The sequence below is a fragment of the Mycobacterium sp. E2733 genome (assembly GCF_001667585.1).
In the GTDB taxonomy this organism is placed as follows: Bacteria; Actinomycetota; Actinomycetes; order Mycobacteriales; family Mycobacteriaceae; genus Mycobacterium.
Map to the genome: position 1 here is coordinate 93,590 of NZ_LZJZ01000027.1, position 22,323 is coordinate 115,912.

19 protein-coding genes and 1 pseudogene are annotated in these 22,323 nt (G+C 68.6%); 9 read left to right on the plus strand and 11 right to left on the minus strand.

Annotated elements, in window-relative coordinates; genetic code table 11:
- The first annotated feature begins 95 nt into the window (after positions 1-95).
- The 3 genes from A5678_RS06385 to A5678_RS06395 all read left to right on the plus strand — a co-directional run bounded on the left by A5678_RS06385 (position 96) and on the right by A5678_RS06395 (position 2,842).
- The gene (locus tag A5678_RS06385; RefSeq protein ID WP_068040008.1) at positions 96-1,343 is read left to right on the plus strand and encodes an HNH endonuclease signature motif containing protein; all 1,248 of its coding nucleotides are present in this window, start codon (positions 96-98) and stop codon (positions 1,341-1,343) included.
- A 103-nt stretch (positions 1,344-1,446) separates the two neighbouring features.
- Complete coding sequence (locus A5678_RS06390) at positions 1,447-2,010, plus strand: arsinothricin resistance N-acetyltransferase ArsN1 family B (protein WP_068040204.1); 564 nt, start codon at positions 1,447-1,449, stop codon at positions 2,008-2,010.
- Between the two features lie 43 nt (positions 2,011-2,053).
- Positions 2,054-2,842, plus strand: coding sequence for a DUF6065 family protein (locus A5678_RS06395; protein WP_068040010.1), 789 nt, complete (start codon positions 2,054-2,056; stop codon positions 2,840-2,842).
- A gap of 17 nt (positions 2,843-2,859) precedes the next feature.
- On the opposite strand, the gene A5678_RS06400 is transcribed toward A5678_RS06395, so the two are convergent.
- The 3 genes from A5678_RS06400 to A5678_RS06410 form a co-directional block, all read right to left on the minus strand.
- Entirely contained in the window at positions 2,860-3,591 is a 732-nt protein-coding gene (locus tag A5678_RS06400; protein ID WP_068040205.1) for an SDR family NAD(P)-dependent oxidoreductase, read from the minus strand.
- Positions 3,578-4,477 carry a TIGR03619 family F420-dependent LLM class oxidoreductase gene (locus A5678_RS06405; RefSeq protein WP_068040012.1) on the minus strand — a complete coding sequence of 300 codons (900 nt, stop codon included), beginning with the start codon at positions 4,475-4,477 and terminating at the stop codon, positions 3,578-3,580. The genes A5678_RS06400 and A5678_RS06405 overlap by 14 nt, the downstream gene beginning before the upstream one ends.
- A 97-nt stretch (positions 4,478-4,574) precedes the next feature.
- Positions 4,575-5,198, minus strand: a complete 624-nt coding sequence (locus tag A5678_RS06410; RefSeq protein ID WP_068040207.1) for an NADPH-dependent F420 reductase — start codon at positions 5,196-5,198, stop codon at positions 4,575-4,577.
- 97 nt (positions 5,199-5,295) lie between these two features.
- On the opposite strand from A5678_RS06410, the gene A5678_RS06415 reads away from it, so the two are divergent.
- From A5678_RS06415 to A5678_RS06430, 4 genes are read left to right on the plus strand one after another with little or no spacing between them, the layout of a single operon-like run.
- Positions 5,296-5,775, plus strand: a complete 480-nt coding sequence (locus A5678_RS06415; RefSeq protein WP_068040013.1) for a MarR family winged helix-turn-helix transcriptional regulator — start codon at positions 5,296-5,298, stop codon at positions 5,773-5,775.
- 40 nt (positions 5,776-5,815) lie between these two features.
- Positions 5,816-6,253 carry a nitroreductase family deazaflavin-dependent oxidoreductase gene (locus A5678_RS06420; protein WP_068040014.1) on the plus strand — a complete coding sequence of 146 codons (438 nt, stop codon included), beginning with the start codon at positions 5,816-5,818 and terminating at the stop codon, positions 6,251-6,253.
- Between the two features lie 38 nt (positions 6,254-6,291).
- Positions 6,292-7,587, plus strand: coding sequence for a threonine ammonia-lyase (gene ilvA / locus A5678_RS06425; RefSeq protein WP_068040016.1), 1,296 nt, complete (start codon positions 6,292-6,294; stop codon positions 7,585-7,587).
- 18 nt (positions 7,588-7,605) lie between these two features.
- A complete protein-coding gene (locus A5678_RS06430) occupies positions 7,606-8,514 on the plus strand; it encodes a phosphatase PAP2 family protein (RefSeq protein ID WP_068040018.1) in 909 nt (302 codons plus the stop codon).
- Between the two features lie 3 nt (positions 8,515-8,517).
- Here A5678_RS06430 and A5678_RS06435 read toward each other — a convergent pair whose 3' ends face one another.
- The gene (locus A5678_RS06435; RefSeq protein ID WP_068040020.1) at positions 8,518-9,180 is read right to left on the minus strand and encodes a pyridoxamine 5'-phosphate oxidase family protein; all 663 of its coding nucleotides are present in this window, start codon (positions 9,178-9,180) and stop codon (positions 8,518-8,520) included.
- 35 nt (positions 9,181-9,215) lie between these two features.
- Here A5678_RS06435 and A5678_RS06440 point away from each other — a divergent pair, with 35 nt between their 5' ends.
- Positions 9,216-10,544, plus strand: coding sequence for an aminotransferase class I/II-fold pyridoxal phosphate-dependent enzyme (locus tag A5678_RS06440; protein ID WP_068040023.1), 1,329 nt, complete (start codon positions 9,216-9,218; stop codon positions 10,542-10,544).
- Between the two features lie 7 nt (positions 10,545-10,551).
- On the opposite strand, the gene A5678_RS26985 is transcribed toward A5678_RS06440, so the two are convergent.
- The 7 genes and pseudogenes from A5678_RS26985 to A5678_RS06470 form a co-directional block, all read right to left on the minus strand.
- Positions 10,552-10,707 carry a hypothetical protein gene (locus A5678_RS26985; RefSeq protein WP_156746785.1) on the minus strand — a complete coding sequence of 52 codons (156 nt, stop codon included), beginning with the start codon at positions 10,705-10,707 and terminating at the stop codon, positions 10,552-10,554.
- Positions 10,708-10,764: 57 nt separating this feature from the next.
- Positions 10,765-12,498, minus strand: a complete 1,734-nt coding sequence (treZ, locus tag A5678_RS06445; RefSeq protein WP_068040024.1) for a malto-oligosyltrehalose trehalohydrolase — start codon at positions 12,496-12,498, stop codon at positions 10,765-10,767.
- Positions 12,491-14,791 (minus strand): malto-oligosyltrehalose synthase, encoded by a 2,301-nt coding sequence (gene treY / locus A5678_RS06450; RefSeq protein ID WP_068040025.1) that lies wholly within the window; start codon positions 14,789-14,791, stop codon positions 12,491-12,493. The genes treZ and treY overlap by 8 nt, the downstream gene beginning before the upstream one ends.
- Before the next feature lie 3 nt (positions 14,792-14,794).
- Entirely contained in the window at positions 14,795-16,960 is a 2,166-nt protein-coding gene (gene glgX, locus A5678_RS06455; RefSeq protein WP_197502051.1) for a glycogen debranching protein GlgX, read from the minus strand.
- A 71-nt stretch (positions 16,961-17,031) separates the two neighbouring features.
- Complete coding sequence (locus tag A5678_RS06460) at positions 17,032-19,188, minus strand: acyltransferase family protein (protein WP_068040027.1); 2,157 nt, start codon at positions 19,186-19,188, stop codon at positions 17,032-17,034.
- A 315-nt stretch (positions 19,189-19,503) separates the two neighbouring features.
- A pseudogene (gene ripD, locus A5678_RS06465) lies at positions 19,504-20,169 on the minus strand (NlpC/P60 family peptidoglycan-binding protein RipD); the annotation flags it as partial.
- 325 nt (positions 20,170-20,494) lie between these two features.
- The gene (locus A5678_RS06470) at positions 20,495-20,947 is read right to left on the minus strand and encodes a hypothetical protein (protein WP_068040030.1); all 453 of its coding nucleotides are present in this window, start codon (positions 20,945-20,947) and stop codon (positions 20,495-20,497) included.
- A gap of 62 nt (positions 20,948-21,009) precedes the next feature.
- Between A5678_RS06470 and A5678_RS06475 the strand changes: the two genes are divergently transcribed.
- Positions 21,010-22,320, plus strand: a complete 1,311-nt coding sequence (locus tag A5678_RS06475; RefSeq protein ID WP_068040032.1) for an adenosylmethionine--8-amino-7-oxononanoate transaminase — start codon at positions 21,010-21,012, stop codon at positions 22,318-22,320.
- Positions 22,321-22,323 lie beyond the last annotated feature (3 nt).

Below are 22,323 nucleotides of genomic sequence, written 5' to 3' on the forward strand. Positions count from 1 at the left end.
GGCCAATCAGGCTGTCCTGCTTGGTGAATGATGACGGTCGCACGCCGCGGAGTTGGTAGCCGAAACTTGTCGTACCCCCCTGCGATGATAAAGTCATGTCCCCGATCGCATCGCCTCCCGCGGCAGTGAGCCCTGGCCAGCGGCTTGAGGTGTTGTTCGATGAGCTGGCCGAGTTGGCCGGTCAGCGCAACGCGATTGATGGGCGCATTGTGGAGATCGTCGCCGAGATGGATCGCGACGAGTTGTGCGGGGCCACAGGCGCACGCTCGGTCGCGGCGCTGGTGGCCTGGAAGCTGGGCTCGTCCTCGGCGAACGCCCACACGATCACCACCATTGCGCGCCGGCTGCAGGAGTTTCCGCGCTGCGCCCAAGGCATGCGGGAGGGTCGACTCTCCCTGGATCAGGTCGGGGTCATCGCCGCGCGCGCGGGTGAGGGATCTGATGAGCACTACGCTCAGCTCGCCGGGGTCGCCACGGTCAACCAGCTGCGGACCGCGGTCAAGCTCGAACCGCGACCCCAACCCGATCCTGGGCCCCAACCGCAGCCCTCGATCACCAAGACCTGCGGCGAGGAGTTCACGTGTTGGCGGATAAAGCTTCCCCACGTGGATGCGGCGACGTTCGACGCGGCGCTGGCCTCGCATCGTGACGCGCTGATCGCCGAGTGGAAGCACGATCGCGACAATCCAGGCTCCGCATCAGAGAGCACGCCGCCGTTGCCAGGCACCCTCGAGGCGTTCATGCGCCTGGTCGAGGCCGGATGGGACGCCGAGGCGGCCCGCCGGCCGCACGGGCAGCACACCACTGTGGTGGTGCACGTCGATGTCTTGCAGCGCGCGGCCGCGCTGCATTTGGGTCCCCTGCTCACCGACGCCGAACGCCGCTACCTGACCTGTGACGCCACCTGGGAAGCCTGGTTCGAACGCGATGGCCAGCTCATCGGCGCCGGCCGAACCACCCGCCAGATCAGCCGGCGGCTTCGCCGCGCCCTCGAGCACCGCCACCGCACCTGCGCTGTTCCCGGCTGCGGCGCCACCCGCGGTCTGCACGCCCACCACATCCAGCACTGGGAAGACGGCGGTCCAACGGAGTTGGCCAACCTGGTGCTGGTATGCCCCTATCACCACCGGCTGCACCACCGCGGCGTCATCACCATCACCGGACCCGCAACCGAGCTCACCGTCACCGACAGCTGCGGCCGACCGCTCAGCGCGGGGTCGCTGGCGCGCCCACCAACTCAACCCCCGCCCGCCGTCGCACCGTGCCCGGGGCCCACCGGCGAACGCGCCGACTGGTGGTGGTACGACCCGTTTCAGCCGCAGCCACCACCGAGCAACAACTAGGTTGGTTAGCGGACCAACGGTCGGCGGCTGCCCGCCGCGACGCAGAACACCACCCCCGCCGGTCCGGCGACAAGGTGATGGGCAAGCTCTTCTCATGATCCGAATGGCAACACCGGAGGATGCGGACGCTATCGCCGACCTTTATGCGCCGTACGTGCGCGACTCCGCGATCTCCTTCGAGGCGGTACCGCCGACGGCCCAGGATATGCGGTCGAGGCTGACCGCCACGCTGACCAACCTGCCCTGGCTAGTCATTACCCATGGCGACGCCGTCAGGGGCTACGCCTACGCGAGCTCACACCGCGCGCGTGCCGCCTACCGGTGGAGTGTCGACGTGTCGTTGTACCTCGATAGGTCGATTCATCGCCAGGGCAACGGCCGGCGCATCTACACCGCGTTGCTCAACATGCTTGCCGCGCAGGGGTATATCAACGCCTACGCGGCGATTGCCCTGCCCAATCCCGCGAGCGTCGGCCTGCATGAGGCGATGGGTTTCACCCGGGTCGGAGTGTTCGAGGGTGTGGGTTTCAAGAACGGAGCGTGGTGGGACGTCGGCTGGTGGCACCGGCGGCTGGCCGACCGGCCCGCGCAGCCCAGCGACCCGCGGGCATGGTCGGCCCTACCGGCCCGCACACTTGAGCCCGTGCTCGACCGGCACACTGGGTAGTGGTCCGGACGACGTCTGCGGCAAGCAGCGGATTGAGGAGTCGATGAGTGAAAAGTCCGGCGGGCAGACCCGCCCGCTGATCGCGTTCACCGCCCAGGACAACGCGCCGCCGATAACACCGGCCCCCATCAGCCGCCCGTGGATGTCGGAGATGCGGAACGGGTGGCCGAATCGGTGCTTGCCGATGCTCATCGCCAACCAAAGTGGCTGGGAGCTGCGCAACCCGTGCGCATTCACCGCAACCTGGATGGGCGGGGACGAAAGCATGGGCGTGCTGATCGCCCCCGACCGCCGCGACCCCGGCCAGCTGCTGCCCTTCAGCCACTTCGGTCACGGCATCTTGACCTGGCATCTGCCGATGCTGTTCCGCACCCCGCCCGGCTATAACCTGTTGGTCCGTGGGCCGGCGAACTATCCGAAGGACGCCGTGTCGCCGTTGGAGGGCATCGTCGAGACGGACTGGGCCACATCGAGTTTCAGCATGAGCTGGCAGATCACCCGGAAGATGATGCCGGTGCGGTTCGAGGTCGACGAGCCGATCTGCATGATCGTGCCGCAGCGCCGGGGCGAGCTGGAGGAGTTCGCCCCGGAAATCAGGCCGATCGAATCCGACGAGGAAGTGCGTCGTAAACACGAGTTCTTCCTTCGGTCCCGTAACGAGCTGGGGCAGGCCCAGGCCGTCACCAACACCGCCCTGGGCGAGCGAGTGCCCTGGCAGGGCGACTACACGCGGGGCAGGCATGCCGACGGCGAGCCCGGGGCCCCAGATCATCAGACGCGCATCCACCTTCGCCCGTTTGTCGAGTCGCAGCGCGACGCGCAGCAGCAGTAAGGGATCACCCGGCCGCGTCAGACCGCAGTGGTGCCGCCGTCGACAACCAGCTCCACACCATTGACATAGCTCGAGTCGTCCGAGGCGAGAAATAGTGCGGCAGTTGCGATCTCCTCGGGGCTGCCGTTCTTTGCCCGAGGGATCAATGCCTCGAAATGCGCCTTCGCCTCCTCGTCCAGCTGGTCCAGCAACGGCGTAGCGACCTGGCCCGGGGTCAGCACGTTGACCCGGATCCTCCTGTCCTTTAACTCGGACAACCACACGCGGGCGTAGGCCTGCAGTACGGCCTTGCTCGCCGCGTACACACTCCAGAACGGATAGCCCCTGACCGAAGCGATTGACCCGGTCATCAAGATCGAGCCACCGTCGTTGAACAGTGGCAATGCCTTCTGCACCGTGAAGAGCGTGCCGCGCGCGTTCAGCCCAAAAGTGGCATCGAAGTGCTGCTCCGTGATCTCGCCGAGCTTGCGCTCCTCGCCCATCCCGGCACTTGTCCACAACACATCGATGGCACCCTTCTCCCGCCTGACCGCATCGAACAAACGGTCCAAATCGTCCAGGTTGGCCGAATCGCCCTGCACGCCGGTCACATTCCGGCCGATGAGCTTGACGGCTTCATCCAGAGCTTCCGGACGCCGACCCGAGATGAATACGTGAGCCCCTTCGTCAACGAACAACTTGGCACCGGCCAGCGCCAAACCACTTGATCCGCCCGTGATCACCGCCACCTTGCCGTCAAGCTTGCCCACGATCACTCCATCGGGCGATTACCTGACCGGCGAAGTCAAGCATCTGGTCAAGGCTGGGGAACATTGCGAAGGCATCCACGATTGCCTCATCAGCGCCGGATCCGGCGAGGCGCTCGAGCCTGCCGACAACCGAGTCGACGGACGTGCCCGGTTCGAGGTTGATCCGCATGGCCGTCTTCAGCGCGTCCGGATCCCGGCCGGCGTCCTGCGCCGCACGGCGCGCAATCGACCACAAGTGGTCGGTGACCTCGTCTTGCAGCCCCTCGACCCCGAGCCAGCCGGTGCCGCTGCGGCCGACCCGGCGCATCGCGGCCTCGCTGGCACCGCCGATCCAGATGGGCGGACCCCCGGCCTGGACCGGGCGAAGGTCGGCATGGACCGGCGGCAGGGAGAAGAACTCGCCGTCCCAGCACACCGGGGTGGTCGTCCACCACTCGTGCAGAAACGCCAGGAGGTCATCGAGCATCCGCCCGCGTCGGCGCCAGTCCGCGCCTCGGGCGATGTCGTGCTCGTCCTTCATCCACCCGATTCCCACGCCGACGTCAAGGCGGCCTTCGCTGAGAACGTCGAGCGTGGTCAGCAGCCGGGCCAGGTGCACCGGCTCGTAGTAGAACGTGCTGAGCGTGCTGGCGTTCAGCCGCACCCGGCTGGTCGCCGTCGCGGCGACCGTCCACAGCAGCACCGGATCGAGGTAACGGGTCATCTGCGGTGGGTACGGCTGCTCTTTGCCGGGATAGGTGCTATGCATGTCAACCGGCGTGACCAGGCGATCGCCGACCCATAGCGTGTCGTAGCCAAGGTCCTCGAGGCCGCGGCAGAACGCGCTCAAACCGGCGGCGCTGCTGACAGCGGGCCCGACGATGGGAAGTGCGAAACCGAGCTTCATCGTGAGCGTCCTCTTCTAGCGTTTAGATGATTAATCAACCAGTATTTGGGCGCACGGCGCCCTCGTTCGTTTACGGTCTGCACCGCAGCGGTGCGGCTCAGCCGGGAACGGTGGCGCCGAGGGCGAAGTCGAAGTTCCCCACGCCGTGGCGAGCGATACCCATCATGACCAGGCCCGTTCCTTCCAGCCAGTGCGCCATGTTCAAGCCGCCGACATCCAGCGGGCGCAGCCCGAGACTCTCGATGAACCTCGCCACGCTCGCCTTGGCGCGCGCGTCGTCGCCGGCGATGAACACGTCGAGCGGCAGGCCCTGGGCCAGGACGACACCGAAGACGGTGTTGAATGCCTTCACCACGCCGGCGCTGGCTGGGGCCGCCTTGGCAACCGCCTGCGCGATCGAGGTGCCCTCGGGGATGGCCAGCCCGTCGGCCGCGGAATTGAAGGGGTTGCTGATGTCGACGATGACCTTGCCCGCGAGGGCGTCTCCGTACTGGGCGACGACCGGAACGACGTTGGCGTACAACAGGGAAACGATGACGATGCCCCCGGCTGGGACGGCGCCGAACTCGCCCGTCGTGGCGCCGCCGCCGAGGGCCTTGGCCAGGTCGGCGGCCTTGGACTGATCGCGGCCGATGATCTCGACGGTGTTGCCGCCCGCCACCGCCAGCGCGCCGATGGTGCGGGCCATGTTCCCGGTGCCGATGATGCTGATGCTGCTCATGAAGTGTCCCATCCTGGATATGATCGAAAAGGTTGACTCGTCAACTCTAAGGCGAGTTTGATGACGCGTCAACCAATGCGCGATAGCATGGAGGCTGATGGAACCGAACTGGCTGAACCCTCGCGAAGACCGCGCCTGGCGGGCATTCCAGCATGCGCATCATCAGCTCGACGTGCACCTGAACCGGGGCCTGCAGGAATCGGGCCTTTCGGGGGCCGACTACGAAATCCTGGCGGTGCTGTCCGCTCACGACGGGGATCGCATGCCCGCCCGCGACCTGTGCAACACCCTGGGCTGGGAGAAGAGCCGCGTCTCCCATCAGGTGAAACGGATGCAGAAGGACGGGCTGATCTGTCGCGAGCCCAACCCCGACGACGCCCGCAGCACGATGGTCTGCATGCTGCCGGCCGGCCGCGCCGCCATCGAGAAGGCGGCGCCGGGGCACGTGGAGGACGTCCGCCGCAATTTCATCGACCTGCTCACCCCGGCTGAGCTCGACATGCTCGCCGCCCTCAACGAAAGAGTCCTCCGCCACCTCGCCAAAGACGACTCGCTTGCCGAAGGCGAGCCCTCCTAGCCTGGCCCCGCAGGTTTGCACCCCGCATAGAGTTGGTGCCATGCCACTTACAGGGGAATACGCACCGAGCCCATGGGACTGGGCCCGCGAACAGGCCGAGAAGTACGAGCAGTCGGGCGGGACCGAAGCCACCGACATGAAGGGCAAACCCATCATCGTGCTGACCACGGTCGGGGCCAAGACGGGCAAGCTGCGCAAGACCCCGCTGATGCGGGTCGAGCACGACGGCGAGTACGCGATCGTCGCCTCGCTCGGCGGGGCCCCGAAGCACCCCGTCTGGTACCACAACGTCGTCAAAAATCCCCGGGTCGAGCTGCAGGACGGCGACACCACCCGCGAATACGACGCTCGCGAGGTGTTCGGTGACGAGAAGGCGGTTTGGTGGCAGCGTGCCGTCGAGGCATGGCCGGATTACGCCGAGTACCAGAAGAAAACGGACCGCCAGATCCCGGTGTTCGTGCTGAGCCCGGCCGGCTGAATTCCGGACTTGGTCGGCTGGCGTGGCACCATTGATCAGTGTCCGCCGAATTGAGCCAGAGCCGGAGCGTCGCGCCCCTGTGCGCGGCTGACATCGACGGCGCGGCAAAGCGGATTGCCGCGGTGGTCACGCCGACCCCGTTGCAGTACAGCGACCGGTTGTCGGCGATCACCGGCGCGAACGTCTACCTCAAGCGCGAAGACCTGCAGGTGGTGCGCTCCTACAAGCTGCGCGGGGCCTACAACCTGCTGGTGCAGTTGTCCGACGAGGAGCTGGCCGCGGGCGTGGTGTGCTCGTCGGCGGGCAACCACGCGCAGGGCTTCGCCTACGCGTGCCGGACGTTGGGGGTGCACGGCCGGGTCTACGTGCCCGCCAAGACTCCCCAGCAGAAGCGGGACCGTATCCGCTACCACGGCGGTGAGTTCATCGAACTGATCGTGGGCGGAACGACCTATGACCTGGCCGCCGAGGCCGCGCTGGCGGACGTCGAACGCACCGGCGCCACACTGGTGCCGCCCTACGACGACCCGCGCACCATCGCCGGTCAGGGCACCATCGCCGTCGAGCTGCTGGATCAGCTGGGCGAGCTTGGTGTCGAGGAGCCGGACCTGGTGGTCGTTCCCGTGGGCGGTGGCGGCTGCATCGCCGGCATCACCACCTACCTGGCCGAGCGGACGGAGAACACGTCGGTGCTGGGCGTCGAACCCGCCGGGGCCGCGGCGATGATGGCCGCGCTGGCCGCCGGCGCACCGGTCACGCTGGACCACGTCGACCAGTTCGTCGACGGCGCCGCGGTGCGCCGCGCGGGCACGCTGACCTACGCCGCGCTGGCCGCCGCCGGTGACATGGTGTCGATCACCACGATCGACGAGGGAGCAGTGTGCACCGCGATGCTGGACCTCTACCAGAACGAGGGCATCATCGCCGAGCCCGCCGGCGCGCTGTCGGTCGCGGGGCTGCTGGAGGCCGACATCGATTCCGGTTCCACGGTGGTGTGCCTCATCTCGGGCGGCAACAACGACGTGTCCCGCTACGGCGAGGTGCTGGAACGCTCGCTGGTCCACCTCGGCCTCAAGCACTACTTCCTGGTGGACTTCCCGCAGGAACCCGGTGCGCTGCGCCGGTTCCTCGACGAGGTGCTCGGGCCCGACGACGACATCACGCTGTTCGAGTACATCAAGCGGAACAACCGCGAGACCGGGGAGGCGCTGGTGGGCATCCAGTTGGCGTCGTCGGCCGATCTGGACGGCCTGCTGGCGCGGATGCGGGCAACGGAGCTTCACGTCGAACGCCTCGAGCCCGGCTCGCCGGCCTACCGCTACCTGTTGTTCTAGCACCCCGGGCCGCGCTGCATGAACCAGCAGTATGGACCCGGTAATGGCGGATTCGGCCTGGTCAGCGCCAGCGTCATCGGTGCGCTCGCGTTGCTTGCGTGGGCGGCGTTCTGGGTTGCTCGGCGCGGACCCCGGTTACGGATGCTCTGGGAGACGGTGTCCAACTCAGCCGCGATCGGCAAACCGCTGACCTGGCTGCGTGACCGGATCAGCGACAGGGGGTGGTCGCTGGCCCGTCGGTGGCCCGCGGGCGAGGTCGCCGGTGTCGCGTTGTTTTCCGGGTTAGTCGTGGTGGTGGCGCTCGCGGTCGGCTTCACCGAGGTGCTCGACGATGTGCTCGAGGGCGACGGCATCGCCGGGATCGACCAACCGGTGACTCGGTGGCTTGCGACCCACCGTGACCTGTGGCTGACCGCCGCTCTGCGGGCGGTCACTGACGCGGGCGGACCCCTTTTCCTGACTGCGCTCGCCTTCCCGATTTCCCTTGTTGCCGGTTGGCGGTGCAGGTCGTGGCGGCCCATAGTGCTTGCTCTGGTCGGTGGCGGTGTCGTTCCGCTGGTGCTCTTCACCGCCAAAGCCTTGGTAGGTCGAAATCGCCCGCCCTTGCCTTTTGCCCTCGTCGACGCGGACGGGTATTCGTTTCCCTCCGGACACGCGACCGGCACCGCGGCGGTGATGGTCATCTCTGCGTGGATGCTGACCCGCTGGCTGATCCGCGGGTGGACCGGGCGCGTGATCGTATGGACCGTCGCGATCGGCTCGGCGTTCCTGATCGGCTTCTCGCGTGTCTATCTGGGGGTGCATTACGTCAGTGATGTGCTCTCCGGCTGGATGCTGGGCATGGCCTGGGCCGGCACCGTCATCCTCGTCGGAACCTGGTGGGACGACAGCCAGCGCGCACGCGGTAGGCGACAACCGGAGCTGTGAGCCTCAGGCTCGGCGCTTGCTGAGATAGGGCGGCAGCGGCAGCGCCGGATCGAGATCGTCGCCCGGCACCGGCGCGCCGGCCGTCACGCCCAGCGGCACCACCCCCGCCCAATACGGCAGCGCGCGATCCTCCGGATCGTCCGCCGGGCCGCCGGTGCACACCTTGGCCGATACCTCCACGAGGTCGAGCGCGAGTACGCCGGTGGCGGCCAGCTCCCGCGGGTTCGGGGCTCGGCAGTCGGCGGCACGCCCGGGCGCGAGGTGATCGAGAAGGCCGGCGAGCGCCCGCAGCTTCTCCGCCTCGCCGTCGACGACGCGCGCGGCGCCCAACACCACCACCGAGCGGAAGTTCACCGAGTGGTGCATGGCGGCGCGGGCCAGCACCAGCCCGTCGACCAGGGTGACGGTGACGCACACCGGCAGGCCGGACGGCGCAGCCCGGGCCGCCAGCAGGGGACCGCTGCCGGTGGAGCCGTGCAGGTAGAGCGTCTCGCCCAGGCGGGCGTGCGTGGTGGGCAGAACCACCGGCCGGCCTGCGCCGAGGTAACCCAGGTGGCAGGTCAGCGCCTCGTCCAGGATCTGGTGGACGGTTTCGCGGTCGTAGTGGGCGCGCTCCCGGTAGCGGGTGGGCGTGGTGCGCGGCGTCGGCTCGTATCCGGTGTGCATGGCGTGCGCCTTTGTTCTAGTACATAATGATTAGTGTGCCAGTACAAAGCAGCATAACCGGGACGGGCGCGGAGTCCATAGCCGCCAGCATCGAAGCGGCCATCTCGGCGGGCTCACTGTCGCCCGGTGAGGCGCTACCGCCCGTCCGCGACCTGGCCGCACAGCTGGGCGTGAACGCCAACACCGCGGCCGCCGCCTACCGCCTGCTGCGCCACCGTGGCGCCGTGGAGACCGCGGGCCGGCGCGGCACCCGGGTGCGGCACCGCCCGGCGACCACCCCGCGATCCCTCCTCGGGCTCGACGTACCCGCCGGTGTGCGCGACCTGTCGACCGGCAACCCGGACCCCGCCCTGCTGCCCCTCGCCGGCGCCACGCTGCCCGGTCGGGTGGCCGGCCGCCCGGTGCTCTACGGGGAGCCCGCCACGTCGGCGGCCCTGGCGGAGTTCGCCCGGGCGGCGCTGTCCGCCGACGGCGTCGAATCGGATCACCTCGCGGTGACGAGCGGGGCACTCGATGGAATCGAGCGCGTCCTGACCGCGCATCTGCGTCCGGGCGACCGAGTCGCGGTCGAGGACCCGGGCTGGGCCAACATGCTCGATCTGCTTGCGGCCCTGGGCCTTTCGGCCGAACCGGTGCAGGTCGACGACGACGGACCACTGCCCGGCGACCTGGCGCGGGCGCTGGACCGCGGCGTGCGGGGGCTGATCATCACCAATCGTGCCCAAAACCCCACGGGCGCAGCGGTATCGGCTGAGCGGGCCGACGCGCTGCGGCCACTGTTGGCGCGCCGGGCCGGCGATCTACTGCTGGTCGAAGACGATCACTGCGCGGGCATCTCCGGCGCGCCGCTGCACACGTTGGCCGGTGTGACCGAGCATTGGGCGTTCGTGCGATCCGCGTCCAAGGCCTACGGACCCGACCTGCGGGTGGCCGTCCTCGCGGGTGACCACCGCACCGTCGAGCGCGTGCACGGCCGCCTCCGGCTCGGGCCGGGCTGGGTGAGCCACCTGCTGCAGGACCTGGCCGTCAGCCTGTGGTCTGACCCGGCGGCGACGCGCCTGGTCGGCACGGCCGAGCGGCGATACGCCGACACCCGCCGGCGGCTTTCCGCCGCCCTGGCCGCGCGCGACATCGCCGCGCACGCGCGCTCCGGCCTCAACGTATGGATCCCCGTGCCCGACGAGACGGTCGCGATCACCCGGCTGCTCCGCGCGGGGTGGGCCGCGGCGCCGGGCACCCGGTTCCGGATCCGCACGGCGGCGGGCATCCGGGTCACCATCGCGGACCTGAACGCCGACGAGATCGACCCCGTGGCGGACGCGATCGCCGAGGCGGTGCACGGCGCGGGCCGCCCCAGCGTCTAGCGGAGCGTCAAAACCCCTCGCCGTCACCGCTTCCCAGGCCGGGACCCGTCCACAACAGCGCCACGCTGCGCTCCGGCGGCGCATCGTTGGCCGCGACGGGGGGAGCCGGCACCGGCTCCTTCTTCCTCAGCAAGCCGATCCACCGGCTCAGCGATTGATTCATGGGCGAATCATCGGCGGTCGCGCGCCCGGCCGCGCACCGTTATCCACAGCCGCGGAGTTATGTCCGCCCGCGCACCGCCAGGATGGCGAACGAATGGCCTTCCAGCGTCGTGCTGTCGGCATCGACCGCCGGATCACCCCACGCCAGCACCACGTCCCCGGTGACGGGCACCTTCGTCGCCTCGGCGCCGAGGTTGCACACGATGCGCAACCGGCCGCGCGACACAATGATCCAGCGTTGCTCCTCGTCGTAGTCGACCGCGAGGTGCTCCAGCCACGGGTCGGCGAGGTCGGGGTCGCTGTGCCGCAACGTGATCAGGTCGCGGTAGAGCCGGTGCAATCTGCCGTGTTCACCGGAGTCGACCTCGTCCCAGTTCAGCTTCGAGCGCAGGAACGTCTGCGGGTCCTGCGGGTCGGGGATCTCGTCGGCGTCCCAGCCGTGCTCGGCGAACTCGGCCTTGCGCCCTTCCGCGGTGGCCTTGGCCAGCTCCGGCTCAGGATGCGAGCTGAAGAACTGAAACGGGGTCGACGCCGCATACTCCTCACCCATGAAAAGCATTGCGGTGAAGGGTGTCCCGAGCACAAGCGCCGCCTTGACCGCCAGCTGGCCGCCGGTCAGGTTCTGCGACGGGCGGTCCCCGAGGCCCCGATTGCCCACCTGGTCATGGGTGCAGGTGTAAGCGACGAGCCGGGTGGCGGGGACGGCACCGGTGTCCAGCGGCCGCCCGTGACGACGTTGCCGGAACGACGAATAGGTGGCGGCGTGAAAGTAGCCGTGGCGCAGCGTCTGCGCCAAGGTGGCCAGCGACCCGAAGTCCGCGTAATAACCCTGGCGCTCACCGGACACCGCGGTGTGGATGGCGTGGTGGATGTCGTCGGCCCATTGCGCCGTCAGCCCGTAACCGCCCTGGTCGCGGGGGGTGATCAGCCGCGGGTCGTTGAGGTCGCTCTCGGCGATCAGCGACAGCGGTCGGCCCAACTGTTCTGAGAGCCAATCGGTTTCGGTTGCGAGCTCCTCGAGGATGTGGATGGCGGTGGTGTCCACCAGTGCGTGCACGGCATCCAGGCGCAGGCCGTCGGCGTGAAAGTCACGCATCCAGCGCAGCGCGCACCCGATGATGTAGCGGCGCACCTCGTCGGAGTCGGCGTCGGCGATGTTGATGCCTTCGCCCCACGGGTTGCTCGCCGACGACAAGTAGGGGCCGAACTTCGGCAGGTAATTGCCCGACGGACCCAGGTGATTGAACACCGCGTCGATCAGCACCCCCAGGCCGCGCCCGTGGCAGGCGTCGACGAACCGCACCAGGCCGTCGGGCCCGCCATAGGGCTCGTGCACGCTGTACCAGAGCACGCCGTCGTATCCCCAGCCGTGCGTGCCGGCAAAGGAATTCACCGGCATCAGCTCGACGAAGTCGACCCCGAGGTCCACCAGGTAGTCCAGCTTCTCGATGGCGGAGTCGAAGGTGCCGGCCCCGGTGAACGTGCCCAGGTGCATCTCGTAGATCACCGCTCCCGCGACCGGCCGGCCCTGCCAGCCACCGTCGGTCCAACGAGCGCCGGCCGGGTCCCACAGCTGCGAGCGGGCGTGCACGCCGTCGGGCTGCCGGGGCGAGCGCGGGTCGGGCAGCACGGTGGGATCGTCGTCGAGCAGGAACCCGTAGCGGGCGTCCGGCGCCGCGTCGACGGTCGCGTGCCACCAGCCGTCATCCGCGCGCGTCATCGCGTGCGCCTGGCCCTCGACGTCCAGCCGCACCAGCTCCGGTTTGGGTGCCCAGACCCGGAATTCAGTCATGGTGGCGCTCCAGCAAGACGACGGGAAGGTCGGCGAACAATTGGGCCGCCGAGGTGGGCCCGTCCGCGATGGCCCCGGTGAGCGCGTCCTTCCACGTCCCTTCGGGCAGCGGCAGCACGGTGTTGCCCCAGCCGGTTTCGGTCAGCCGCACGGTCCAGCGGGTCACCGCGACCACGACGTCATCGCCCCGGCGGAACGCCAGCACGTGATCGCTGGCGTCGCCGTTGGCCAGCAGGGGGACGTAGTCGCCGCGCAGGAAGCTGTCCGGATGGGAGCGTCGCACCCGAAGCGCCGTCGTGACGACCCGAATCTTCGGATGTTCCAATGCCTTGAGGGCGGCTCGCCGGGCGGCGTAGTCGACCGCCCTGCGGTTGTCCGGGTCGACGAGGCTGTCGTCCCAGAGTTCGGTGCCCTGGTAGACGTCCGGTATCCCGGGCACGGTGAGGGCCAGGAGCTTCTGGCCCAGCGCGTCGCTGGCGGCGTGCGGGTTGAGCTGGGTCACCAGTTTGGTCAGCTGACCGGCCACCGGGCCGTCGAACACGGTGTCGAGCCACCGGTGCACCGCGCCCTCGAACTCGGTGTCCGGATCGTTCCACGACGTATGCCAGGCAGCTTCCCGGATGGCCTTCTCGGCGTAGCCGTGCAACCGGTCGCGCAGCTCGGGGCTGACCTCGCCACTGACCGGCCAGACGCCGAAGATGTTCTGCCACAGGAACTGTCCGGTCGCCGGGTCGGGCGAGGGCGCGTCGGCCTCCCACCGGGCGACGAACTCGGCCCACAGCGACGGGACCTGCGACAGCACCCCGATCCGGGCCCGCACGTCCTCACCGCGTTTGGTGTCGTGGGTGGTCAGCGTCGTCATCGTCTGCGGCCACAAGCGGGCACGGTCGGCGGCGCTGTGGTGGAACTCCGCCGCGCCGACGCCGAAACGGTGCGGTTCGCCACCCACCTCGTTCAGCGACACCAGCCGGGCGTCGCGGTAGAAGTAGCAGTCCTCGACGGATTTGGCGGTGACCGCGCCGCAAAGCTGCTGCAGGCGGGTGACCGGCTCGCCGCCCCGGGCCAGCGCGGCGGCGAGCACCTCCAGGGCGGGGCCCAATTCCGGTGACTGCGCCTGGGTTTCGGCCAGCGCGGTGGGCATGATCGCCGACAGGCCCGGGTAATCGCAGCGGTAGACGCCGATATGGGTCAGCAGGGCGGCGACCGCCTCGGGCAACTGCGGGTGGTCGGCGCCGGCCGCCGCCACGATGCTGCGGCGCAGCCGGCGCAGCTCGCTTGCCAACGTGACGGTGGCCGCGCGGATCTTGAGCTCCGCCAACATCTCCGGCGCCGCCCCGTAGTCCAGCCCCGCCGACTCGACGAGCTCGGTCAGGGCGGGGGCGCCATTCGGGTCGACGAAGACGCCGCCGATCTCGCGCAGCACGTCGTAGCCGGTGGTGCCGCCGATGGGCAGGGTGGGCTCCAGCGCCTCGTCGACCGCCAGGATCTTCTCGATCACGATCCAGGTCTGGGGGCCAACCGATTCGCGCAGCCACGCCAAATATCCGCAGGGGTCCGACAATCCGTCGGGGTGATCGATGCGCACGCCGTCGACGAGTCCCTCGGCGGTCCACCGGGCCACCTCGGCGTGGGTGGCGTCGAACACGGCGCGATCCTCCTGGCGCAGCCCGGCCAACGAGGTGATCGAGAAGAAGCGCCGGTAGCCGCAGACGCCGTTGCGCCAGCCCACCAGCCGGTAATGCTGGCGGTCGTGCACCTCGGGCCCGGTGCCCTCGCCGGTACCGGGCGCGATGGGCAGCGCCAGGTCGCCCAACCGGAGCAGGTCCCCGTCGACCTCGAGGTCGGCGGCGTCGTCGTCGGAACCCAGGATGGGCAGCACGATCCGGCCGTCCTCGTCGAGGTCCCAGTCGATGTCGAAATACGTTGCGTAGTACGAGGAACGGCCGTGCCGCAAGACATCCCACCACCACGCGTTCTGTCGGGGCTCGTCGATCCCGACGTGATTGGGCACGATGTCGACGATCAGGCCGATGCCGCGCTCTCGGGCCGCCGCCGACAGCCGCGCCAGCCCGTCGCGGCCGCCGAGCTCGGGCGAGACCGTCGTCGGGTCGGTGACGTCGTAGCCGTGGTTCGACCCGGCGGCCGCGGTCATGATCGGCGACAGGTAGAGGTGCGACACCCCCAGTTCGTCCAGGTAGTCCAGTAGGTTCTCCGCGTCGGCGAAGGTGAACGCGAAGCCGCTGGCCTCACCGCGCAGCTGCAGACGGTAGGTCGACAGTATGGGAAAGGCCATGCGTCACATGGTCTTACGTAATACCAGAAGCGAACGTCCGGGCACCGAGACCTTCTCTTCCGCATTAACCACCTGGTCGGCCTCACCCATCGGGTGGTTGGTGTCCAGTTCCACGGTCCACTCCTGCGCATAGTCGTCGTTCGGCATCACGAACTCCACCGGTTCGTCGCCGGCGTTGAAGCACAACAGGAACGAGTCGTCCATGACCCGTTCGCCGCGCGCGTTGGGCGCGGTGATGGCCTCGCCGTTGAGGAACACCGCCACACACTTGTGAATGCTTTCGCCCCAGTCCTCGTGCGTCATCTCCCGGCTACTCGGATTCAGCCAGGCGATGTCGCGCACTTCGTCGCCGCTGCGGAGCGGCTCACCTTCGAAGAACCGGCGCCGGCGGAACACCGGATGGTTCTTGCGCAGCGTGGTCACCTTGCGCGCGAATGCCAGCAGGTCCGAATTCTTGTCGACCGATGACCAATCCATCCAAGACAATTCGGAGTCCTGGCAGTACACATTGTTATTGCCGTTCTGGGAGCGGCCCAGCTCGTCGCCGTGCGCGATCATCGGCGTGCCCTGACTGAGCATCAGCGTCGCCCAGAAATTGCGCATCTGGCGCCGGCGCAGCTCGATGATCTCCGGGTCGTCGGTCGGTCCCTCGACGCCGCAGTTCCACGAGCGGTTGTGGCTTTCGCCGTCCCGGTTGTCTTCACCGTTGGCCAGGTTGTGTTTTTCGTTGTAGGAGACCAAGTCGTTGAGCGTGAACCCGTCGTGGGCGGTCACGAAGTTGATGCTGGCGCTGGGCCGCCGGCCGGTCGCCTCATACAGGTCCGACGACCCGGTCAGCCGGGAGGCGAACTCACCCAGGGTTGCGGGCTCGCCCCGCCAGTAGTCACGCACAGTATCGCGATACTTCCCGTTCCACTCCGTCCACAAACCCGGGAAATTTCCGACCTGATAGCCGCCCTCGCCGACGTCCCACGGCTCGGCGATCAATTTGACCTGGCTGACGATCGGATCCTGCTGCACCAGATCGAAGAACGCGCTCAACCGATCGACGTCGTGCAGCTCGCGCGCGAGGGTGGCGGCCAGGTCGAAGCGGAACCCGTCCACGTGCATCTCGATCACCCAGTAGCGCAGCGAGTCCATGATCAGCTGCAGGACGTGCGGGTGGCGGGCGTTGAGGCTGTTGCCCGTGCCGGTGTAGTCCCTGTACAGGCGCAGATCCTCGTCGACGAGCCGGTAGTAGGCGGCGTTGTCGATGCCGCGGAAGTTGATCGTCGGGCCGAGGTGATTGCCCTCCGCGGTGTGGTTGTACACGACGTCGAGGATCACCTCGATCCCCGCTTCGTGTAGCGCGCGCACCATCGATTTGAACTCGGCGACGCTGGCGTGGCGGTTGGCCGCGTACTGGTTGTGCGGCGCGAAGAACCCGAAAGTGTTGTAGCCCCAGTAGTTTCGCAAACCCAGGTCCAGCAGCCGCGAGTCGTGCATGAACTGGTGCACCGGCATCAGCTCCAGCGCGGTGACGTTCAGGGACTTGAGGTGGTCGATGATCACCGGGTGGGCCAGGCCGGCATAGGTGCCGCGAAGCTCCTCGGGGATGCCCGGGTGGGTCTGGGTCATGCCCTTCACGTGGGCCTCGTAGATCACCGTTTCGTGGTACGGGGTCAGCGGCAAGCGATCCGAGCCCCAGTCGAAGAAGGGGTTGCTCACCACGCTGGTCATGGTGTGGCCCAGCGAGTCGACCATCGGGGGGGTCCCGGGGTCGGCGTCATCGGAGTTGGGGTCGTCGAGGTGGACCGCCTGCAGGTCGTAGGAGAACAGCGCCTGGCCGAAGGCGAAGTCGCCGTGGAATGCCTTCCCGTACGGGTCGAGCAGAAGCTTGCTCGGGTCGCACCGGTGGCCCGCCGACGGCTCGAAGGGCCCGTGCACCCGGAAGCCGTAGCGCTGGCCGGGGGTGATGTTCGGCAGGTACGCATGCCAGACAAAGCCGTCGACCTCATCGAGGGGGATCCGCGACTCCGCCCCGGCGTCGTCGATCAGACACAACTCGACCCGCTCGGCGATCTCGGAGAACAACGAGAAGTTGGTCCCCGCTCCGTCATAGGAAGCTCCGAGCGGATAAGGGTTCCCCGGCCACACGGTGGCCAGTTTCGGCTGTTGGTTACCAGTCACGCCTGTTTCTGAAGCGTATTTGTCGGTCGGCACCTTCTGACTTTATCCGCGCCCGGCGACGCGGGGGCGCGTCACCACCAACCGGTGTTGGCCGCGATCTGGCGGCCCAATTCCCCTGCCATGGTCCGCACGTAAGTGGGTGTGAGGTGGTGGGCACCGTGGTAGATCAGCACGTTTCCCTCGACCGGGCGGCACACGTCGGCGCGGCAGATCGCGTCGGACATGTCGAGCACCTTCATCAGCGGGAACTGCGTGACGAAGTCGAGGGTCTGATTACGGTCGGACAGCACGTCGGAACGCTTGATCGCGCACGACTGGGGGTTGCCGCCCTTTTTGGCGAGGCAATCCGCCGGGTCGAACGGCTGGCCGTTCTTCACCAGCCACGGGGTGTCGCGCATCCCGAGGATCGGAATGTTGTTGTCGGAGAACCTCTGCCAGATCCCGATGTAGGTCGCCGGCATCACGTCGCCGGGTTTGATGTTCCACGGTCGGGTGGTCGTGGTGAAAACGTAGTCGGGATGGTCGGCGATGACCTTGGCCATCGTCTGTTCCACCCACTCCCGGCACTGCGGGTAGGCGGCGTTGTTGCCCATGATCAGCGGGACTTCCTCGGTGGACAACGGGCAGCCCATCTTGAGATAGGTCACCACCTTGAAGTGGTGCATCTGGCCGAGCAGGCTCAGCGCGGGCAGCCAGTGTTCGGCGTGGGACCCACCCGCCAGCGCGATGGTGCGGTCGGCGGCCACGTCGCCGTAGGTGCAGACGACCACCGCCGGGTTGACGAAGTCACTGATGCAGCCGTCGCGGGTGGAGGCCGGCAGGTCTTCCTTGACCTCGAGCACGGTGGGCCGCATCGGCAACGCGGGCACCCGCACGCGTTCGGTCAGGGCGCGCGCCCCCGGATAGTCCTGCGGGTTGAGCACGCTGAGCTCCTTGCCCGCGGCGCGCAGGACGGTGACGTGCTGTCGCCAGGTGAACGATGTCGCGGTCAGCGTCACGGCGAGCAGCACGATCGCGGTTCCCAGCGCCATCGTGGGCCTGGGCAGGCGCTCCAGCCACGCGGGTGCGGGCGCCGGTGATCTCCCGGAGGTGCGGTAGCGCAGGGGATCCTCGACGAGCCGAGTGGTCAGGTAGGCGAGCAGGCCCGACACCAGTAGGACCGCCGTGCCTTCGACGAAGTTGGCGTGCCGGTGCCCGGTGAAAGACAGCCAGAAGATCAGCAGCGGCCAGTGCCACAGGTACAGCGAATACGCCATCGCGCCCAACGCGACCAGCGGGCCCGCCGCCAGCAGGCGATTCGGCAGCGGCAGCCGGTCCCCGGCAGCGGGGTCGCGCTGCAGGTTGGCCCCGGCCAGGATCATCAGCATGGTGGCGCCGACGGGCACCAGGGCCCATGGGCCGGGAAACTGCTTCACGCCGTCGATCAGCGCGCCGCAGGACACGATCGCGGCCAGCGCGACCGTGGCCAGCACCGTCCGCAGCCACATCGGCCAGCGGATGGCCGGCACCAGCGCACCTACCAGCGCGCCGACTAACAACTCCCAGGCGCGCCCGAAGCTGTTGTAGTAGGCGGCGGCCTGGTTGCCCTGATGCGCCACGATCGCGTAGACGAACGACGCCACCGTCAGCGCCGTCAGCAAGACCAGGAACAGGGTGCGCAAACGGGCGCCCAACGGACGCCGGAAGAAGTATGCGCAGCCGGCGATCAACAGCAGGAAGCCGACGTAGAACTGGCCCTGCACCGACATGGACCAGATGTGCTGCAGGGGGCTGACGGCTTCACCGGCGCGCAGGTAATCCGAGGCGGTGTTGGCCAGCTCCCAATTCTGGTAGTAACCGAGGCTGGCAAGGCTCTGGTCGGCGAAGGTCTCCCAACGCGTCTCCGGCTGCACGAGAATGGTCAGCACCGCACACCCGGCCAGCACCACGACCAGAGCGGGGACCAGGCGGCGGACGAGCCGGATCACCTCCGCAACCGGCGACAGGGTGACGGCCGGATTCAGCGCGGCGCGAATGACCTTGCCGCCGAAGAAGAATCCGGACAGCGCCAAGAACACGTCCACGCCGCCCGAGACGCGGCCGAACCAGACATGGAACAGGGCGACCAGCGCGATCGCGATGCCGCGCAACCCGTCCAGGTCATAGCGGTAGAACCCCGCATTACGCGTTCCCGCTGCGACCGGTTCGCCGGTCGCGATCGGCAGGGGAGACGGGGACAGGGTCGGCATGATCGACCGCTAATTTACCGAAAAGCGCCACCCGCTCCCGTTTAGGAGCAGGTGGCGGCGTTCGGGAGTCCCGGAAGCGCCGGGAAATTACCGTGGGGCGCCGGCCGCCGGGGGCAGGAACGGCGATTGCTGGGGCGGTAACAGCTGCACCGGGGCCTGCTGTGGCGGCACTTGCTGCGTCGGCAGCTGCGGCAACTGCGGCCGCGGGGCCAGCGGGGCCGGTTGTGCCGGACCTTGCTGCAGCGGCGCCTGCGCGGACTGCTGCTGCAACGGCGCTTGCTGCACCGGGGCCGGTTGCACCGGTGCCGGCTGCGCCGGGGCCGGTTGCAGCGGGGCCTGCTGCTGGGCGGGCAGTTGCTGCAGCGGCACTTGCTGTAGCGGGGCCTGCTGGGCGGGCAGTTGCTGCAACGGGGGCTGCTGCAGCGGGGCTTGCTGCGTCGGCTGCGTCGGCACCTGCTGCGGCAGTTGCTGAGCCGGCGCCGACTCGACCCCGAGGACCCGGACCAGATAGGGGGCCATGCCGTTGGCGCGCACCGGCGAAACCTGGACGACGTCGCCCACCTCGAGCATCTGGTTGTTGCCCAGGTACATCGCGACGCTCTGCGTGCCTTCCGGCCCGTAGAAGATCAGGTCGCCCTTGTGAGCCTGCTGCGGCAGGACCTTCTGACCGACCTTGTACATGGCCCCGGACGAACGCGGCAGCTTGATGCCCGCGCCGGCGTAGGCGTATTGCATCAGGCCCGAGGCGTCGAACCCGACGGTGTTGATGCCCGACCCGGTGCCGCGGGTGGGGCCGTTGATGCCACCGCCGGCCCAGGAGAACGGCACGCCGCGCTGCGACAGCCCGCGCGCGATCACGACGTCGGTCGCCTGTTGGTAGTCCATCGGCCGGGTGCCCGGGTCGGCGGATGCGATCGCGGGGGCGACCACCGGGGCCGCCAGCATCGCCAGGCCGATCGCGAAGGCGTAGATGCGTTTCATTGTTCTTGGCCTCTCAGGCGCTCAGTGGCCTCCGCGCGGTGACTTCACGCGTCCGCCGCCGAATCCATGCCCGGGGCGGCGACCCCCTCGTTGGGGCCGGCGCCGCTGCATGACACTTGCGGATGTGACAGCGGAGCGCGATGCCCCCGGTTTCACATCAGTCACTGCAACCACTCTGACAACATGCGTAATTAGCCGCCAGGTCCCGGTGGGATTTTTTGTCGTACCGTGACCGGACGGTGATTGGGCGGCCCAATCGCGTATCCGCCGTTGTGATTTCGGTCTCAGAGGGACGCGCGGTCGCCCGACCGCGGCGGCGGTGCGCCTACAGCCAATAGCGTTCGCTGAAGGTGGTCAGCAGGGACCCGAGGACGGAGCTGACCATGACCAGCGTGAGGGCCAGGACCGGCCAGAAGGACATGTACCAGCCCTTCAGCATGGAAACGAGGGGGCCGACGACCGCGGCGGCGATCGCCGCCCCGATACCGCCCCACACGACCGGGCGGATGTAGTAGTCGATCCCGAACGGCACCGGCCCGCAGGTCTCGTCGGCGCACACGTGCTCGAGGAAGCCGAAGAGGCGGTCCGGCCACGCCGTCGCGGTGGCCAGGATGATGAGCACCGCCAACAGTGCGACGGTGGAAACGACGTCCCACGGGGCCAGCCGTACCCGGATGACGCGCGGCGCTTCGTCGTCGTAGTCGACCAGCGGGGAGTTGCCTTTCGCGGCCGGAGAGGCGCCCGCGGCGGGTTCACCGGGGGAATGCGGCTTAGCCATCGGATCCCATGCTCCCCGATGGGCGGGCTTTGTGCGACTCGGCTGCTTTACCCTCGATCACTATGCCTGCGGCGAGGGTCGGGTTGACGCCCGAGCAGATCAGCGCGATCGACGCGGCGCATCTCTGGCACCCGTACAGCACCATCGGCGGCGAGGCCGTCGCGCCGGTGGTGGCGGTCGCGGCCCGGGGCGCCTGGCTGACCCTCATCCGCGACGGCCGGCCGATCGAGGCGCTCGACGCGATGAGCTCATGGTGGACCGCGATCCACGGGCACGGCCATCCCGTGCTGGACGCGGCGCTGACCACGCAGCTGGGCGTGATGAACCACGTCATGTTCGGCGGGCTCACCCACGAACCGGCCGCCCGGCTGGCGCAGCTGCTGGTGGACATCACCCCGGCGGGGTTGGACACCGTTTTCTTCAGCGATTCCGGATCGGTGTCGGTCGAGGTCGCGGTCAAGATGGCGCTGCAGTACTGGCGCAGCCGCGGACGGCTCGGCAAGCACCGGTTGATGACGTGGCGGGGCGGCTACCACGGGGACACCTTCACGCCGATGAGCGTCTGCGACCCCGACGGCGGCATGCACTCGCTGTGGACCGACATCCTGGCCCGCCAGGTGTTCGCCCCGCAGGTGCCGCGCGACTACGACCCCGCCTACAGCGCGGCGTTCGAGCAGCAGCTCGCCGAGCACGCCGGCGAGCTGGCGGCCGTCATCGTCGAGCCGGTGGTGCAGGGCGCGGGCGGGATGCGCTTCCACGACCCCGGCTATTTGCGCGACCTGCGGGAGATGTGCCGCCGGCACGACGTGTTGCTGATCTTCGACGAGATCGCCACCGGCTTCGGCCGCACCGGCGAGCTCTTCGCGGCCGACCACGCCGGGGTGAGCCCGGACATCATGTGCGTCGGCAAGGCGTTGACCGGGGGATATGTCACCCTGGCGGCCACGCTGTGCAGCACCGACATCGCACACACCATCAGCACCGGCGAGGCCGGCGCGCTGATGCACGGGCCCACGTTCATGGCCAATCCGCTGGCCTGCGCGGTGTCGGCGGCCAGCGTCGAGCTGCTGCTCGAACAGGACTGGCGGGCGCGGGTCAACGAAATAGCCGGCGCCCTGGCGTCCGGACTCGAACCCGCCCGGGCGCTGCCCGGCGTGACCGACGTGCGGGTGCGCGGCGCGATCGGCGTCATCGAATGCGCCGGTCCGGTCGACCTGGCCGTCGCCACCCCGGCGGCGCTGGATCGCGGCGTCTGGCTGCGCCCCTTCCGCAACCTCGTCTATGCGATGCCGCCCTACATCTGTCCGGCCGGCGAGATCGCCCAGATCACCTCCGCGATGGTCGAGGTCGCGCGCCGCGTTGGCCAGCCGTGACGA